This window comes from Pseudomonas sp. stari2 (assembly GCF_040760005.1).
Lineage (GTDB): Bacteria > Pseudomonadota > Gammaproteobacteria > Pseudomonadales > Pseudomonadaceae > Aquipseudomonas.
Map to the genome: position 1 here is coordinate 628,779 of NZ_CP099760.1, position 12,496 is coordinate 641,274.

15 protein-coding genes are annotated in these 12,496 nt (G+C 61.1%); 3 read left to right on the top strand and 12 right to left on the bottom strand.

Annotated elements, in window-relative coordinates; all coding sequences use genetic code 11:
* Positions 1-10: 10 nt before the first annotated feature.
* The 10 genes from NH234_RS02815 to ubiE form a co-directional block, all read right to left on the bottom strand.
* Positions 11-1,927: a methyl-accepting chemotaxis protein gene (locus NH234_RS02815; protein WP_367255589.1), complete on the bottom strand. Its 1,917-nt coding sequence runs from the start codon at positions 1,925-1,927 to the stop codon at positions 11-13.
* Between the two features lie 106 nt (positions 1,928-2,033).
* Complete coding sequence (locus tag NH234_RS02820; protein WP_085732552.1) at positions 2,034-2,741, bottom strand: 16S rRNA (uracil(1498)-N(3))-methyltransferase; 708 nt, start codon at positions 2,739-2,741, stop codon at positions 2,034-2,036.
* A complete protein-coding gene (gene tatC / locus NH234_RS02825; protein WP_065261773.1) occupies positions 2,738-3,526 on the bottom strand; it encodes a twin-arginine translocase subunit TatC in 789 nt (262 codons plus the stop codon). The genes NH234_RS02820 and tatC overlap by 4 nt, the downstream gene beginning before the upstream one ends.
* On the bottom strand, positions 3,523-3,987 hold the full coding sequence (gene tatB, locus NH234_RS02830; protein WP_367255590.1) for a Sec-independent protein translocase protein TatB: 465 nt from the start codon (positions 3,985-3,987) through the stop codon (positions 3,523-3,525). The genes tatC and tatB overlap by 4 nt, the downstream gene beginning before the upstream one ends.
* 10 nt (positions 3,988-3,997) lie before the next feature.
* A complete protein-coding gene (locus NH234_RS02835) occupies positions 3,998-4,276 on the bottom strand; it encodes a twin-arginine translocase TatA/TatE family subunit (RefSeq protein WP_085732554.1) in 279 nt (92 codons plus the stop codon).
* A gap of 25 nt (positions 4,277-4,301) precedes the next feature.
* A complete protein-coding gene (locus NH234_RS02840) occupies positions 4,302-4,634 on the bottom strand; it encodes a phosphoribosyl-ATP diphosphatase (RefSeq protein ID WP_007952422.1) in 333 nt (110 codons plus the stop codon).
* Positions 4,627-5,028, bottom strand: coding sequence for a phosphoribosyl-AMP cyclohydrolase (gene hisI, locus NH234_RS02845; protein ID WP_007909357.1), 402 nt, complete (start codon positions 5,026-5,028; stop codon positions 4,627-4,629). Before hisI ends, NH234_RS02840 begins: the two co-directional genes overlap by 8 nt.
* An 80-nt stretch (positions 5,029-5,108) precedes the next feature.
* The gene (ubiB, locus tag NH234_RS02850; protein WP_085683997.1) at positions 5,109-6,713 is read right to left on the bottom strand and encodes a ubiquinone biosynthesis regulatory protein kinase UbiB; all 1,605 of its coding nucleotides are present in this window, start codon (positions 6,711-6,713) and stop codon (positions 5,109-5,111) included.
* Positions 6,710-7,333 carry an SCP2 domain-containing protein gene (locus tag NH234_RS02855; RefSeq protein WP_085732555.1) on the bottom strand — a complete coding sequence of 208 codons (624 nt, stop codon included), beginning with the start codon at positions 7,331-7,333 and terminating at the stop codon, positions 6,710-6,712. The genes ubiB and NH234_RS02855 overlap by 4 nt, the downstream gene beginning before the upstream one ends.
* Positions 7,333-8,103, bottom strand: coding sequence for a bifunctional demethylmenaquinone methyltransferase/2-methoxy-6-polyprenyl-1,4-benzoquinol methylase UbiE (gene ubiE, locus NH234_RS02860; RefSeq protein WP_007952418.1), 771 nt, complete (start codon positions 8,101-8,103; stop codon positions 7,333-7,335). The genes NH234_RS02855 and ubiE overlap by 1 nt, the downstream gene beginning before the upstream one ends.
* A 165-nt stretch (positions 8,104-8,268) precedes the next feature.
* Here ubiE and NH234_RS02865 point away from each other — a divergent pair, with 165 nt between their 5' ends.
* From NH234_RS02865 to NH234_RS02875, 3 genes are all read left to right on the top strand, one after another.
* Positions 8,269-8,544 (top strand): polyhydroxyalkanoic acid system family protein, encoded by a 276-nt coding sequence (locus NH234_RS02865; protein WP_085732556.1) that lies wholly within the window; start codon positions 8,269-8,271, stop codon positions 8,542-8,544.
* A 161-nt stretch (positions 8,545-8,705) separates the two neighbouring features.
* On the top strand, positions 8,706-9,128 hold the full coding sequence (locus tag NH234_RS02870) for a phasin family protein (RefSeq protein WP_085732557.1): 423 nt from the start codon (positions 8,706-8,708) through the stop codon (positions 9,126-9,128).
* Between the two features lie 10 nt (positions 9,129-9,138).
* Positions 9,139-10,005 carry a phasin family protein gene (locus NH234_RS02875; RefSeq protein WP_367255591.1) on the top strand — a complete coding sequence of 289 codons (867 nt, stop codon included), beginning with the start codon at positions 9,139-9,141 and terminating at the stop codon, positions 10,003-10,005.
* 58 nt (positions 10,006-10,063) lie between these two features.
* On the opposite strand, the gene NH234_RS02880 is transcribed toward NH234_RS02875, so the two are convergent.
* Together NH234_RS02880 and phaC are read right to left on the bottom strand one after the other, a co-directional pair.
* Positions 10,064-10,684, bottom strand: a complete 621-nt coding sequence (locus tag NH234_RS02880) for a TetR/AcrR family transcriptional regulator (protein ID WP_085732559.1) — start codon at positions 10,682-10,684, stop codon at positions 10,064-10,066.
* Between the two features lie 30 nt (positions 10,685-10,714).
* Positions 10,715-12,397 carry a class II poly(R)-hydroxyalkanoic acid synthase gene (gene phaC, locus NH234_RS02885; RefSeq protein WP_085732560.1) on the bottom strand — a complete coding sequence of 561 codons (1,683 nt, stop codon included), beginning with the start codon at positions 12,395-12,397 and terminating at the stop codon, positions 10,715-10,717.
* Positions 12,398-12,496: the final 99 nt, after the last annotated feature.

The window sequence follows — 12,496 nt, forward strand, 5'->3', positions numbered from 1 at the left end:
TTTGCGCGGTTTACACCTTGAACCGCCCCACCAGCGTTTGCAGGTGAGTGCCCAGGCGCGCCAGCTCGACGCTGGACGCCGCCGTCTCTTCACTCGCCGCCGACGTCTGGTCCGATACATCCCGCACGTTCAACACGCTACGGTTGATCTCCTCGGCCACGGCACTTTGCTGCTCGGCCGCCGCGGCGATTTGCTGGTTCATCGCCTGAATCGCAGAGACGGTGCGGGTGATGCTTTCCAGCGAACCACCGGCACGACGGGTCAGCTCGACGCTGCTGTCGGTCAGGGTGCGGCTGTTGTCCATGATCGTTGCCACTTGCTGGGTGCCGTTCTGGAGGCCGACGATCAGCTCTTCGATTTCTTCGGTGGACTTCTGGGTGCGTTGGGCCAGGCTGCGAACTTCATCGGCAACCACCGCAAAACCACGTCCGGCTTCACCGGCACGGGCGGCCTCGATCGCGGCGTTGAGGGCCAGCAGGTTGGTTTGTTGAGCCACGGACTTGATCACGTCGAGCACGCTGCCGATCTTGTCGCTTTCGCGCTTGAGCTCGCCCATGGCCTCGGTGGAATGGCCGACTTCGGCAGCCAGACGTTCGATCTGGGCAATGGCTTCGCCGACCACTTTGTCGCCTTCGCGGGCCTGTTGGTCAGCGGCGACGGCTGCTTCCGAAGCTTCCTCGGCGTTGCGCGCGACTTCCTGCACGGTGGCAGCCATTTCGTTCATGGCGGTGGCGACCTGATCGGTCTCGATCTTCTGATTGTTCACACCGGCGCTGGTCTGCTCGGTCACGGCCGACAGTTCTTCGGCGGCGCTGGCGATCTGGGTGACGCCGTCGCTGATGCCACCGATCAGTTCGCGCAGACCCTGGGTCATGCTCAGCATCGAACGCTGCAACTGGCCGAGTTCGTCGCGACGCTGGGAGATCAGGTTGTGGGTCAGGTCACCAGCGGCCACGCGCTCGGCGACTTTCAGGGTCTGCTCCAGCGGGATGATGATCTGCCGGGTGATCGCCCAGGCGGCGAGCAGGCCGAAGGCCACGGCCAGCAGGGTGGCGATCAGCAACTGGTTCTTGGCGCTGGCGGCATCGGTGTCACGGACGATGGTCTGGGAGTCGGTGAGCTTCTTGCTGATGTCCATCAACAGGTCGCCTTGGGTCGACATGCGGGCAAGGGCCTTGGCGCTGGCAACCTGCGAATCACGGAACTGGCTGACGGCGGCGCGATAGGCTTTCAGCGACTCGGTAGCCTGTTGCAGGTTGGCGATGTGCTGTTCCGGCAGTTTGGCCGGCAGGGTCTCGAGGTTTTTAAGGGCGTTGTCGATGGCGTCGAGGGCCGGTTGTTCGGCCTCGGCCTTGGCACTGTAGGTGTATCCGCGCACCTGGAAGCGTGCCTGCTGAATCAGCTTGCTGAGGTCGATCACCGCGTTGAACTGGGCAACGCTGTCGCCTTGCAGCATGGATTTCTCGACTTCGGCGACCTTGGCCACGGCGTTGTCAGCGGTGGCGCCGAGCTTGCTGCGGGCATCTTCGCGGTTGGCGCCGGCCTGCACCATGTCGGCGAAGGCGCGTTTGTACTCGGCGACGGCCGCCAGTTGTTGATCGACTTTCGCCGCGTCCGACGGTTGCTCGATCAGGCTGCGAGCGGTTTGCAGGCCGCTGTCGAGTTTGCCGAGCAGGTCGTTGACCGCGCCAGGGCCTTGTTCGCCACGACGCATTTCATAGTCCAGACGCGCCAAACGCAGGTCCTTGGTCAGCTCGTTGAGGCTGGAGATGAAGCCGAGTTTGTCACCGCGGCTGATGATGCCGCTCATGCCGGTCCAGCCGGTGAAGGTGATCAACAGCGTCAGCAGCAGCACCAGGCCGAAACCGATGCCCAGCTTGCGTTTGACGCTGACGTTTCCAAGATTCTCGGCTAACCAACGGTACATGCGACGACTCCCCTCGGACCACTAATTGGACTTATGGAGACTGTATCGGCTGGATGATGGCAATCTGTAACGCAATTTGTCTGGCGCCGAATGGCGCCAGAGCGGTTCAGAACAGGCGGGCGAGCAGGGCAGTGACGGCGGTTTCGACGCGCAGGATGCGATCGCCGAGTTGCACCGGTTGCAGGCCGGACTTGGCCAGCAAGTCGATCTCGTACGGAATCCAGCCACCCTCGGGGCCGATGGCCAGGGTCACCGGTTCGCTCAGGGCTCGCGGGCAGGGCGGGAAGTTGCCCGGATGACCGACCAGGCCGAGGGTGCCGTCGGTGATGGCCGGCAGGCGATCTTCGACGAATGGCTTGAAGCGCTTCTCGATAATGATTTCCGGAAGCACAGTATCGCGGGCCTGCTCGAGGCCGAGGATCAGATTCTCGCGAATCGCTTCCGGCTCGAGAAACGGCGTCTGCCAGAAACTCTTCTCGACGCGATAGCTGTTGACCAGAATCACCTTCGACACGCCCATGGTCGCCACGGTCTGGAACACCCGACGCAGCATCTTCGGGCGTGGCAGGGCGAGTACCAGGGTCAGCGGCAACTTGGCCGGCGGTGGCTGATCGAGTGTGACCCGCAGTTCGGCTTCGCCCGCTTCCAGGCGCAGCAGCTCGGCCGAGCCCATCAACCCGTTGATGCGCCCGACCCGCAGGCTGTCGCCGACTTCCGAGCGATGGACTTCCTGCATGTGGGTCAGGCGCCGATCACGCAGCACGACGCGGTCGGCCGCAATGAAATCGGCCTCTTCGAGCAACAGCAGGTTCATGGCTGGGTCGCTGGCGGCTGGTCGTTGTGGTCGTCGACGGTTTCGTCCGGGCGCTCGCGCTTGCTGACCAGGCTGCCGAACAGGATGCCGACTTCAAACAGCATCCACATCGGTACGGCCAGCAGGGTCTGGGAGAAGATGTCCGGCGGGGTCAGGATCATGCCGACCACGAAGCAGCCGATGATCACGTACGGGCGGATCTTCTTCAGGTATTTGACGTCGACCACGCCGATCCACACCAGCAGCACCACGGCCACCGGGATTTCGAACGCCACGCCGAAGGCGAAGAACAGCGTCATGACGAAATCGAGGTAGCTGGTGATGTCGGTCATCATTTCCACGCCGGCCGGGGTGGCCGAGGCGAAGAACTTGAAGATCAGCGGGAACACGAAGAAGTAGGCGAACGCCATGCCGGTGTAGAACAGCAGGATGCTGGAAATCAGCAACGGCACCGCGACACGCTTCTCGTGCTTGTACAGGCCTGGTGCGATGAAGCCCCAGATCTGATGCAGGATCACCGGGATCGCCAGGAACAGCGACACCATCATCGTCAATTTCAGCGGCGTCAGGAACGGCGACGACACGTCGGTGGCGATCATCGTCGCGCCGGCCGGCAGGTACTGGCGCAGCGGCGTCGAGACGAAGGTGTAGATCTGCTGGGTGAAGGCGAACAGCCCGGCGAAGATGATAAAGATCGCCGCGACGCAACGCAGCAGGCGGGTGCGCAACTCGGTGAGGTGCGAAACCAGCGGCATGTGCTGGTCGTTTTCGGGGAGATCGCTCATGGGGCTCGCGGCGGCAGTGTAGGGTCGTGAGGGGCCGGCGTGGTTGGCCCGGCGGCTGGAGCAACGGGTTCGATCGGTTTCATGACCGGGGCAGTTTCAGCGGCTGCGGCAGAGACGTGTTCGACGCTCGCCGGTGCATGAATCGTTTGCTCTGCGACAGGCGGTATTGGCGTCTGGTCTGCCGCCGGCTGCACTGGCGTCGGCTCCTGCTGAACCGGTGGCGTGAAGATTTTCCGCGCCTCCTGCTCCAGCGACAGGATGTGTTCGTTGTGCAGTTGCCGACGGATTTCGTCGGCACCGATTTCACGTTCAACTTCCTGTTTGATCGCGTTGAAGCTGCGCTTCAGCCGTCCGACCCACAGGCCGGCGGTGCGTGCAGCACCCGGCAAACGCTCGGGGCCCAGCACCAGCAGGGCAACGAGGCCGACGAGCAGCAGTTCAGAGAAGCTGATACCAAACATTAGTCAGTGCTCACACGTCTTTGCGGATCGGCTCTTCGACTTTCTGCGCCTGCACGTCGATGGTGTGCGGCGGGTTGGCCTGAGCGGTGGCTTGCGGCTGAACCGGCGGTACCGGTTGCGCAGGCGTGACGGTCGGTTCGGCCGGTTTCTCGTCGTCGTTCATGGCCTTGCGAAAGCCCTTGATCGACTCGCCGACGTCGGTGCCGAGGTTTTTCAGTTTCTTGGTGCCGAACACCAGCACCACGACAACCAGAATGACGATCCAGTGTTTCCAGTCAAAAATGCCCATGTTGCTGTTCCTCTCTAAAAGTTGTTCAGGCGGACGGACGCGAGGCTTTCTCGACGTGTCCGGACAGGCCGAAGCGACGATCCAGTTCGTCGAGTACAGCCTGCGGATGCTGCCCCAGCTGGGCGAGCATGACCATGCTGTGGAACCACAGGTCGGCGGTCTCGTAGATCACGTCGCTGCAGTCACCGCTGACGGCGGCGTCCTTGGCGGCAATGATCGTTTCGACCGACTCTTCGCCGACCTTTTCCAGAATCTTGTTCAGGCCCTTGTGATACAGACTAGCTACATATGAGCTGTCGGCAGCAGCGCCCTTGCGCTCTTCCAGCACCTGAGCGAGGCGGGTCAGGGTGTCACTCATGTTTGTGTCCTGCGGAATAGATTGCGTGCGGGTCTTTCAGGACCGGGTCGACCGTTTTCCAGTCGCCGTTTTCGAATACGCGGTAGAAGCAGCTCTGACGGCCGGTATGGCAAGCGATGTCGCCAATCTGTTCGACCATCAGGATGATCACGTCGGCGTCGCAGTCCAGACGCATTTCATGCAGCGTCTGTACGTGGCCGGACTCTTCGCCCTTGCGCCACAGCTTGCCACGGGAACGTGACCAATAGATGGCACGGTTTTCCGCCGCAGTCAGCTCCAGGGCTTCGCGGTTCATCCAGGCCATCATCAGCACGCGTCCGGTCTTGTGATCCTGGGCAATCGCCGGCACCAGGCCATCGGCGTCCCACTTGATCTCGTCCAGCCAGTTTTTCATCTTCGACTCCGACAGCGAACCCACACTTCAATAGTCGGGTTCAGGCGTTGAAACAGTGTGCCAGCCGATCACGGAACTGGCTATCGGCGAACGACCAGATACAAGCCGACTGCCACCATGATCCCGGCAGGCCAATGCCCCAGTTCATTCAGCGGGCCACCGGCGGCGAGGATCGTGCCGCCCGCCAGATGGGCGCTGCCGAGCAGGCGCAGGAACCAGTCGTCCTTGCGCTTTTTCCATGGCGGCGGTGGGTCGTTGGCGTGGGGCTGGGACATGCGCTCGAGCAGGTCGCGGGCCATGTTGGCCAGGTGCGGCAGTTGTTCGAACTGGCTCTGCACGTTGCCGATCAAGGCTTTCGGGCTGACACGCTCGCGCATCCAGCGTTCGAGGAACGGCTGCGCGGTGTTCCACAGATCCAGATCCGGGTACAGCTGACGGCCCAGGCCTTCGATGTTCAACAAGGTCTTTTGCAGCAACACGAGTTGCGGCTGCACTTCCATATTGAAACGGCGCGCGGTCTGGAACAGGCGCATCAGCACCTGGCCAAATGAAATATCTTTTAACGGTTTTTCGAAGATCGGTTCGCACACGGTACGGATCGCCGCTTCGAATTCGTTGAGTTTGGTTTCTGCCGGCACCCAGCCCGAATCGATGTGCAATTGCGCCACGCGGCGGTAGTCGCGCTTGAAGAAGGCGAACAGGTTACGCGCCAGGTAATCCTGGTCTTCCGGGGTCAGGCTGCCGACGATACCGCAGTCGATCGCGATGTACTGCGGGCTCCACGGGTTGACGGTGCTGACGAAGATGTTGCCCGGGTGCATGTCGGCGTGGAAAAAACTGTCGCGGAACACCTGGGTGAAGAAGATCTCCACGCCACGTTCGGCAAGCATTTTCATGTCGGTGCGCTGGTCGGCGAGGGTCGCCAGATCCGTCACCTGAATCCCGTAGATGCGCTCCATTACCAGCACTTTCGGCCGGCACCAGTCCCAGTAGACCTGTGGCACGTAGAGCAGCGGCGAGCCTTCGAAGTTACGCTTCAACTGGCTGGCGTTGGCCGCCTCGCGCAGCAAATCGAGTTCGTCGTAGATGGTTTTTTCGTAGTCGCTGACCACGTCCACCGGGTGCAGCAGGCGGGCGTCGGCGGAGACCTTTTCGGCCGCGCGGGCGAGGATGAACAGCCACGCAAGGTCCTGGGCGATCACCGGTTTCAGGCCCGGACGGATCACCTTGACCACCACTTCTTCACCGGTCTTCAGTTGTGCGGCGTGTACCTGCGCCACCGAGGCCGAGGCCAGTGGTTCGACGTCGAAGCGGCTGAACACTTCGCTGATCTTCTTGCCCAGTTGCTCTTCGATCAGTTTGACCGACAGCTGCGAATCGAACGGCGGCACGCGGTCCTGCAACAACATCAGCTCATCGGCGATGTCTTCCGGCAGCAGGTCGCGGCGGGTCGAGAGGATCTGCCCGAACTTGATGAAGATCGGCCCCAGATCCTGCAAGGCCAGGCGCAGGCGTGCACCACGGCTGAGGTCCAGCGGCTTGCGCGGGAACCAGCGCCACGGCAGTACATAGCGCAGCGCCAGCAGGAACCAAGGCAAGGGCAGATCGAACAGCAGATCATCGAGGCGGTAGCGGATCACGACGCGCTGGATGCGCAACAGACGGCGGACGGCGAGCAGCTTCATGCGTTATCGCTTGGGTCGAGGGATCGGGAAAGGCGCTCGAAGCGCGCCTCGAGACGTTCCAGATCGAGTTTGATCCGGTCCAGTTCGCTGAAGCGGGCTTCGGCTTCGCGCTGCCCGACGAGGGTGCGCGATTCTTCGGCCAGGTATTCGGCGAGATTCTGGTTGAGGCTGGCAAATCCTTGTTGATACCAGCGGGCGCGGCTGCGCAGGTGACCGCCGATCAGTTGCGTGGCGACCGGTCCCAGCCAGCGCGAGAGTTCGTACTCCCAGTCCAGCTCCAGATCCTGCAGGACTCCCGCCAGCTCCAGCAGCACGCCGCTGTCGCCGTCGAGTTCGACTTCCGGTGCGTGCAGCACCGCGGTCTTGTCCTTGCTCAGGGCCAGTTTCACCAGGCTCGAGGCCGGGGCGCGCAGGGTGCAGTCGACGCCGGTTTCCCAGTGGGATGCCAGCATCAGGCCTTCGTCGCTCGGCAGGATGAACAGTTGCAGCGCCGGGCTGCGGCAATCCACGGCAATCACTTTGCCGGTCAGGTGCGCCAGTCTTGGCAGCGCCGTGCTGTCGAGACGCAGCACACGGTTGAGGCCGAGTTCGACGCTGGCGAGCAGCCCGGTCAGCAGCATCAGGGTTTGATGCCGCGGTGCAGGGCGACGATGCCTGCGGTCATGTTGTGATAGGTCACGCGGTCGAAACCGGCATCAACCATCATCGACTTCAGGGTTTCCTGATTCGGGTGCATGCGGATCGATTCGGCCAGGTAGCGATAGCTTTCCGAGTCGTTGGTGATCAGCTTGCCCATCAGCGGCATGAAGGCGAACGAGTAGGCGTCATAGGCCTTGGACATCAGCGCGTTGGTCGGCTTGGAGAATTCCAGCACCAGCAGGCGACCGCCGGGCTTGAGCACGCGCAGCATCGAACGCAGGGCGTCCTCTTTATGCGTCACGTTGCGCAGGCCGAAGGCGATGGTCACACAGTCGAAATGGTTGTCCGGGAACGGCAGTTTTTCCGCGTCGGCCTGGACGAACTCGACGTTGCCCGAAACACCGACATCCAGCAGGCGGTCACGACCGACCTTGAGCATGGATTCGTTGATGTCCGCGAGAACGACCTGACCGGTCGGGCCGACCAGGTGCGAGAATTTCTTGGTCAGGTCGCCGGTGCCGCCGGCGATGTCCAGCACGCGGTTGCCGGCGCGCACGCCCGACAGTTCGATTGCGAAGCGCTTCCACAGACGGTGCATGCCGCCCGACAGAAGGTCGTTCATCAGGTCGTACTTGGCGGCCACGGAGTGGAACACCTCAGCGACTTTTTCCGCTTTCTGGCTTTCCGGAACGTTTTTGAAGCCGAAGTGAGTGGTGGGTTCGGCATCGCTGCCTTTGCGCTGATCAGTCATATCGCTGTCACCAAAAGAGAATGCGCGACATTCTAATCCCCAAGCCATGCTTTGTCTTGGAATGGCTAAAGGTAAGATGGGCAACCTTCGGGACGATTTGCCGCAGTGGCGGTCAAGATTCGTTGCAGGCATTCATAGCCCCATTCAAAAAGCAGGAGTCATTCAATGGCCCATATCAGTGTTGAGCGTGCCCACAGCCTGGGCAAGGAAGTTGCCCGCGAGAAAGCCGACAAACTGGCGCAGAAACTGTCCGATCAATATGGCCTTGAGCCGCAGTGGTCGGGCGATACCCTGAACCTCAAGCGTTCGGGTGTGAAGGGCGCGGTGCATGTGGCCGAGAATTCGATCCGGGTCGACGTGGAACTGGGCCTGATGATGTCGGCCATGAGCGGCATGATCAAAGCCGAGATCGAGAAAGCGCTGGACAAGGCGCTGGTCTGAAAAGAACAGAGGGGGAGCTTCGGGCTCCCCTTTTTCTGTGTGGTGCACCTGCCTTTTATGTCAGTTGTTAGGGTGCCGTTTCTAATTTTTCTCCCTACTTTGTGCCTGAGCCCGACACACGTCCGGGCAGTTCCTCAAACCTTCTGCGCGTGAGGTGCACCATGGCCAAAGTTATTTTGAAGAAAAAAATCGACGCCTCGACTTCTGCTTTGAGCGACGTCAAATCCTATGCCCGCAAGATCTGGCTGGCAGGCCTGGGTGCCTACACCAAGGTCGGTCAGGAGGGCAGCGAGTACTTTCAGGAGTTGATCAAGGCTGGTCAAACTGTTGAAAAGAAAGGCAAAAAAGCCGTCACCGAAAAACTCGAAGCGGCCAACGCCGAGATCGATGAAGCCAAGCACGAAGTCAGCTCTTTCAAAGGCCGCGTCGAAGTTCAGCTCGACAAGGTCGAGAAGGCGTTCGACACGCGTGTCGCCAGTGCCTTGAATCGTATCGGCATTCCGTCTAAACATGACGTTGAGGCACTCTCTGCTAAGCTCGATGAGCTGACGGCATTGCTCGAACGCGTCGCGCGTAAATCTTAAGGAGAACGGGATGGCTGGTAAAAAGAACACCGATAAAGAAGGCAGCTCGTGGATCGGAAAAGTCGAAGACTATTCCCGCAAGATCTGGCTGGCTGGTTTAGGCGTGTACTCGAAGATCGACACTGACGGCAGCAAGCTCTTCGATACATTGGTCAAAGACGGCGAGAAAGCCGAGAAGCTCACCAAGGCTGCAGTCGGCAAGAAAGTCGATGCTGCCAAGGATTCTGCAAGCTCGGCAAAATCGCGCATCAGCGGCGTGAAAGATCGCGCTCTGGGCACCTGGGATCAACTGGAAGGGGCTTTCGACAAGCGTCTGAACAGTGCGATCTCGCGCCTGGGCGTACCGAGCCGCAACGAGGTGAAGGATCTGCACAAGAAGGTCGATACCCTGACCAAACAGATCGAAAAACTCACCGGCCTGAAAGCTCAGCCTGTCGCGGCCAAAACCGCAGCAGCCAAACCGGAGGCAAAACCTGCTGCCAAACCGTTGACTAAGGCTGCCGCGAAACCTGCAGCAAAACCAGCGGCCAAAACTGCAGCAGCCAAGCCAGCAGCGAAAGCCGCGGCCAAACCGGTTGCCGCCAAGGCCGCCGCCAAACCTGCTACAAAACCTGCTGCAAAACCAGCGGCCAAGCCAGCAGCGAAAACCGCTGCCGCCAAACCCGCTGCCAAGCCTGCCGCCAAACCGGCTGCGGCGAAAAAACCGGCAGTGAAAAAAACGGCCGCGCCGAAAGCCGCTGCGCCGAAAGCTGCTGCACCAAAACCGGTGACCACACCGCAAGCACTGGCCAGCACGTCGAACTCCGCCTCGGCTCCAACCCCGGCGCCAGTTTCGACTGTTGCATCGACGCCGTCGACGCCGACCAGTCAGTCCTGATTTTCAGGGCACAAGAAAACGCCCGGCCTCTGAAGGTCGGGCGTTTTTGTTTGTGCGGTCACTCGTGATCTTCGAGGTATTGTAGCGCCATCCGCTCCGTCGCCACCTTCACCGGCGGCAACAGGTGCGGCGCCACCAGCATCATGATCTGGTAAACCACCAGCCGTACCTCGCCCTCGCGATCGAGAATCCGCTGATAGTCCAGCGAGAACAGCAAGGTCATGGTGATCTGCTCCACCAGTTGCCCCAGCGCCTGGGTGTCACTGATCAACTGTCCCGAGGCCTTCAACCGCGCCAGCAGTGACGCCAGCGTGCGCTTCAGGACGTTGAGAAAGTTGCGGATGCCCTTGGCGAGTTTCGGCAGGCGTCCGGCCAGGTTCGACAGGTCCTGGAACAGGAACCGGTACTGCGCCAGCCGTTCGACGATCAGGTGCAGGAACAGCCAGTAATCCTCCGGTGCCAGTTCGACATCCGCAGGTGGGTCGAGCAGTGGCGCCAGCTCGTTCTGGAAACGCTCGAACAGCCCGAGAATCAGCGGCTCCTTGCCGTGGAAGTGGTAGTAGAGGTTGCCCGGGCTGATCCCCATTTCGTTGGCAACCTCCATAGTGGAGACGTTCGGCTCGCCCTTCTCGTTGAACAACTGCAGGGCACATTCGAGGATCCGTTCGCTTGTTTTCATCCAGTCTTCTTAATGGGCGGTTGGGGCCGGTCAGCGCACGCGCACGTAAGTGCCGGGCGCCGCCTCCATCGGTGGATAGTTCGCGTTGCCAAGGGCCATCTGGGTTTCGCGCAGGGTGCCGGAGCGCTGCTGGACCCATTCCAGCCACTGCGGCCACCAACTGCCGTCGACCTTTTTCGCGTCGTAGTACCAGGCGCGCGGGTCGCTGCTCATCTTGCCGTTTTCGACGTAGTTGGCCTTGGGGTTGCTCGGCGGGTTGAGAATGCTCTGGACGTGGCCGCTATTGGACAGCACGAAGCGCCGCTCCCCACCCAGCAGCAGGGTCGAGCGATACACCGCGTCCCATGGCGTGATGTGGTCGTTCATGCCGGCCACGCTAAAACTGTCGACCGTGACTTTCTGCAGGTCGATCGGCGTGCCGCAGACTTCCAGGCCGCCCGAATGAATCAGCGGGTTGTGCTTGAAGAAGTCCAGCAGATCACCGTGAAACGCGGCGGGCAGGCGGGTGCTGTCGTTGTTCCAGTAGAGGATGTCGAACGCTGGCGGCTCCTTGCCCAGCAGGTAGTTGTTGACGAAGTAGCTCCAGATCAGATCGTTGGGGCGCATCCAGGCGAACACCTTGGCCATGTCGCGACCGTCCAGCACGCCTTTCTGATAGGAGCGGCGCTTGGCCGCTTCGAGGGTCTGTTCATCGGCGAACAAAGTGGCTGGAGAGTCGATCTGACTGTCGAGCAGGCTCACCAGATAGGTCGCGCTGGAGACCCGCCGCAACTGTCGCTTGGCCTGCAAGTGCCCCTGCAGCGCAGCGATGGTCAGCCCGCCGGCGCAGGCACCCATCAGGTTGACCTCGCGGGCACCGGTGATCGCGCGGCAGATGTTCATTGCTTCTTCCACGGCCTCGACGTAGGTCGACAGGCCCCATTCGCGATGACGAACGTCCGGATTGCGCCAACTGATCATGAAGGTCTGCAAGCTGTTCTTCAGGGCGTACTGGACGAAACTGTTGCTCGGGCTCAGGTCGAAAATGTAGTACTTGTTGATTTGCGGCGGCACCACCAGCAGCGGTTTCGAATACTGCTTTTCGCTCATCGGCTTGTACTGGATCAGCTCGAGCAGTTCATTGCGAAACACCACCGAACCGGTGGTAGTGGCGACAGTCTTGCCGACTTCGAAAGCTTGTTTGGTCACCTGGCGCGGCAGGCCGTCGTTGTGCAGCAGGTCATCGAACAGATGACTCAGGCCACGCACCAGACTGTGGCCGCCGGAGTTGAACAGCTCCTTGATCGCCAGCGGATTGAGCAACGTGTTGGAGGGCGCCACGGCGTCGTTGATCAGGGAGAAAGCGAAGTGCGCACGGGCGCGATCGTCATCGCTCATGCTGCTTTCGTCGATCCAGCTCTTCACCTGTTTTTGCCAGCTCAGATAGGCCTGCAGGCTTCGGCGATAGAACGGATTGAGGCTCCAGGCCGGATCGGCGAATCGGCTGTCATTGGGGTTGGTCGGATGCAGGGTTTCACCGAGCAGCACGCGTCCGAGCGCGCCGCCGAGTTTCAATGCGTGTTTCGCGCTGTGGATCGGGTTGCGCAGGCCATGGGCGGCGACGCTGCGCAACGTCGAAATCAGATCGCGGCCACGCAGGCCGGTCATTGCACTCTGTGCATTGATGAACACGGCAGGACTGGGCACTACGCCCGTCGCTGGTTTGTCGCGCATGACTCAACACTCCTTCGTCTTCAGGTCAAAAACAAACACACCGAACCAGAACACCATAGACGCTGTTGCGGCTTGTTGCCTGCGCGGCGTCCTGCCACG

What these genes read in the sequence shown, in the direction of transcription:
- NH234_RS02815 (WP_367255589.1), bottom strand. Translation starts at nt 1,927, where the DNA reads ATGTACCGTTGGTTAGCCGAGAATCTTGGAAACGTCAGCGTCAAACGC.
- NH234_RS02820 (WP_085732552.1), bottom strand. Translation starts at nt 2,741, where the DNA reads ATGAACCTGCTGTTGCTCGAAGAGGCCGATTTCATTGCGGCCGACCGC.
- tatC (WP_065261773.1), bottom strand. Translation starts at nt 3,526, where the DNA reads ATGAGCGATCTCCCCGAAAACGACCAGCACATGCCGCTGGTTTCGCAC.
- tatB (WP_367255590.1), bottom strand. Translation starts at nt 3,987, where the DNA reads ATGTTTGGTATCAGCTTCTCTGAACTGCTGCTCGTCGGCCTCGTTGCC.
- NH234_RS02835 (WP_085732554.1), bottom strand. Translation starts at nt 4,276, where the DNA reads ATGGGCATTTTTGACTGGAAACACTGGATCGTCATTCTGGTTGTCGTG.
- NH234_RS02840 (WP_007952422.1), bottom strand. Translation starts at nt 4,634, where the DNA reads ATGAGTGACACCCTGACCCGCCTCGCTCAGGTGCTGGAAGAGCGCAAG.
- hisI (WP_007909357.1), bottom strand. Translation starts at nt 5,028, where the DNA reads ATGAAAAACTGGCTGGACGAGATCAAGTGGGACGCCGATGGCCTGGTG.
- ubiB (WP_085683997.1), bottom strand. Translation starts at nt 6,713, where the DNA reads ATGAAGCTGCTCGCCGTCCGCCGTCTGTTGCGCATCCAGCGCGTCGTG.
- NH234_RS02855 (WP_085732555.1), bottom strand. Translation starts at nt 7,333, where the DNA reads ATGCTGCTGACCGGGCTGCTCGCCAGCGTCGAACTCGGCCTCAACCGT.
- ubiE (WP_007952418.1), bottom strand. Translation starts at nt 8,103, where the DNA reads ATGACTGATCAGCGCAAAGGCAGCGATGCCGAACCCACCACTCACTTC.
- NH234_RS02865 (WP_085732556.1), top strand. Translation starts at nt 8,269, where the DNA reads ATGGCCCATATCAGTGTTGAGCGTGCCCACAGCCTGGGCAAGGAAGTT.
- NH234_RS02870 (WP_085732557.1), top strand. Translation starts at nt 8,706, where the DNA reads ATGGCCAAAGTTATTTTGAAGAAAAAAATCGACGCCTCGACTTCTGCT.
- NH234_RS02875 (WP_367255591.1), top strand. Translation starts at nt 9,139, where the DNA reads ATGGCTGGTAAAAAGAACACCGATAAAGAAGGCAGCTCGTGGATCGGA.
- NH234_RS02880 (WP_085732559.1), bottom strand. Translation starts at nt 10,684, where the DNA reads ATGAAAACAAGCGAACGGATCCTCGAATGTGCCCTGCAGTTGTTCAAC.
- phaC (WP_085732560.1), bottom strand. Translation starts at nt 12,397, where the DNA reads ATGCGCGACAAACCAGCGACGGGCGTAGTGCCCAGTCCTGCCGTGTTC.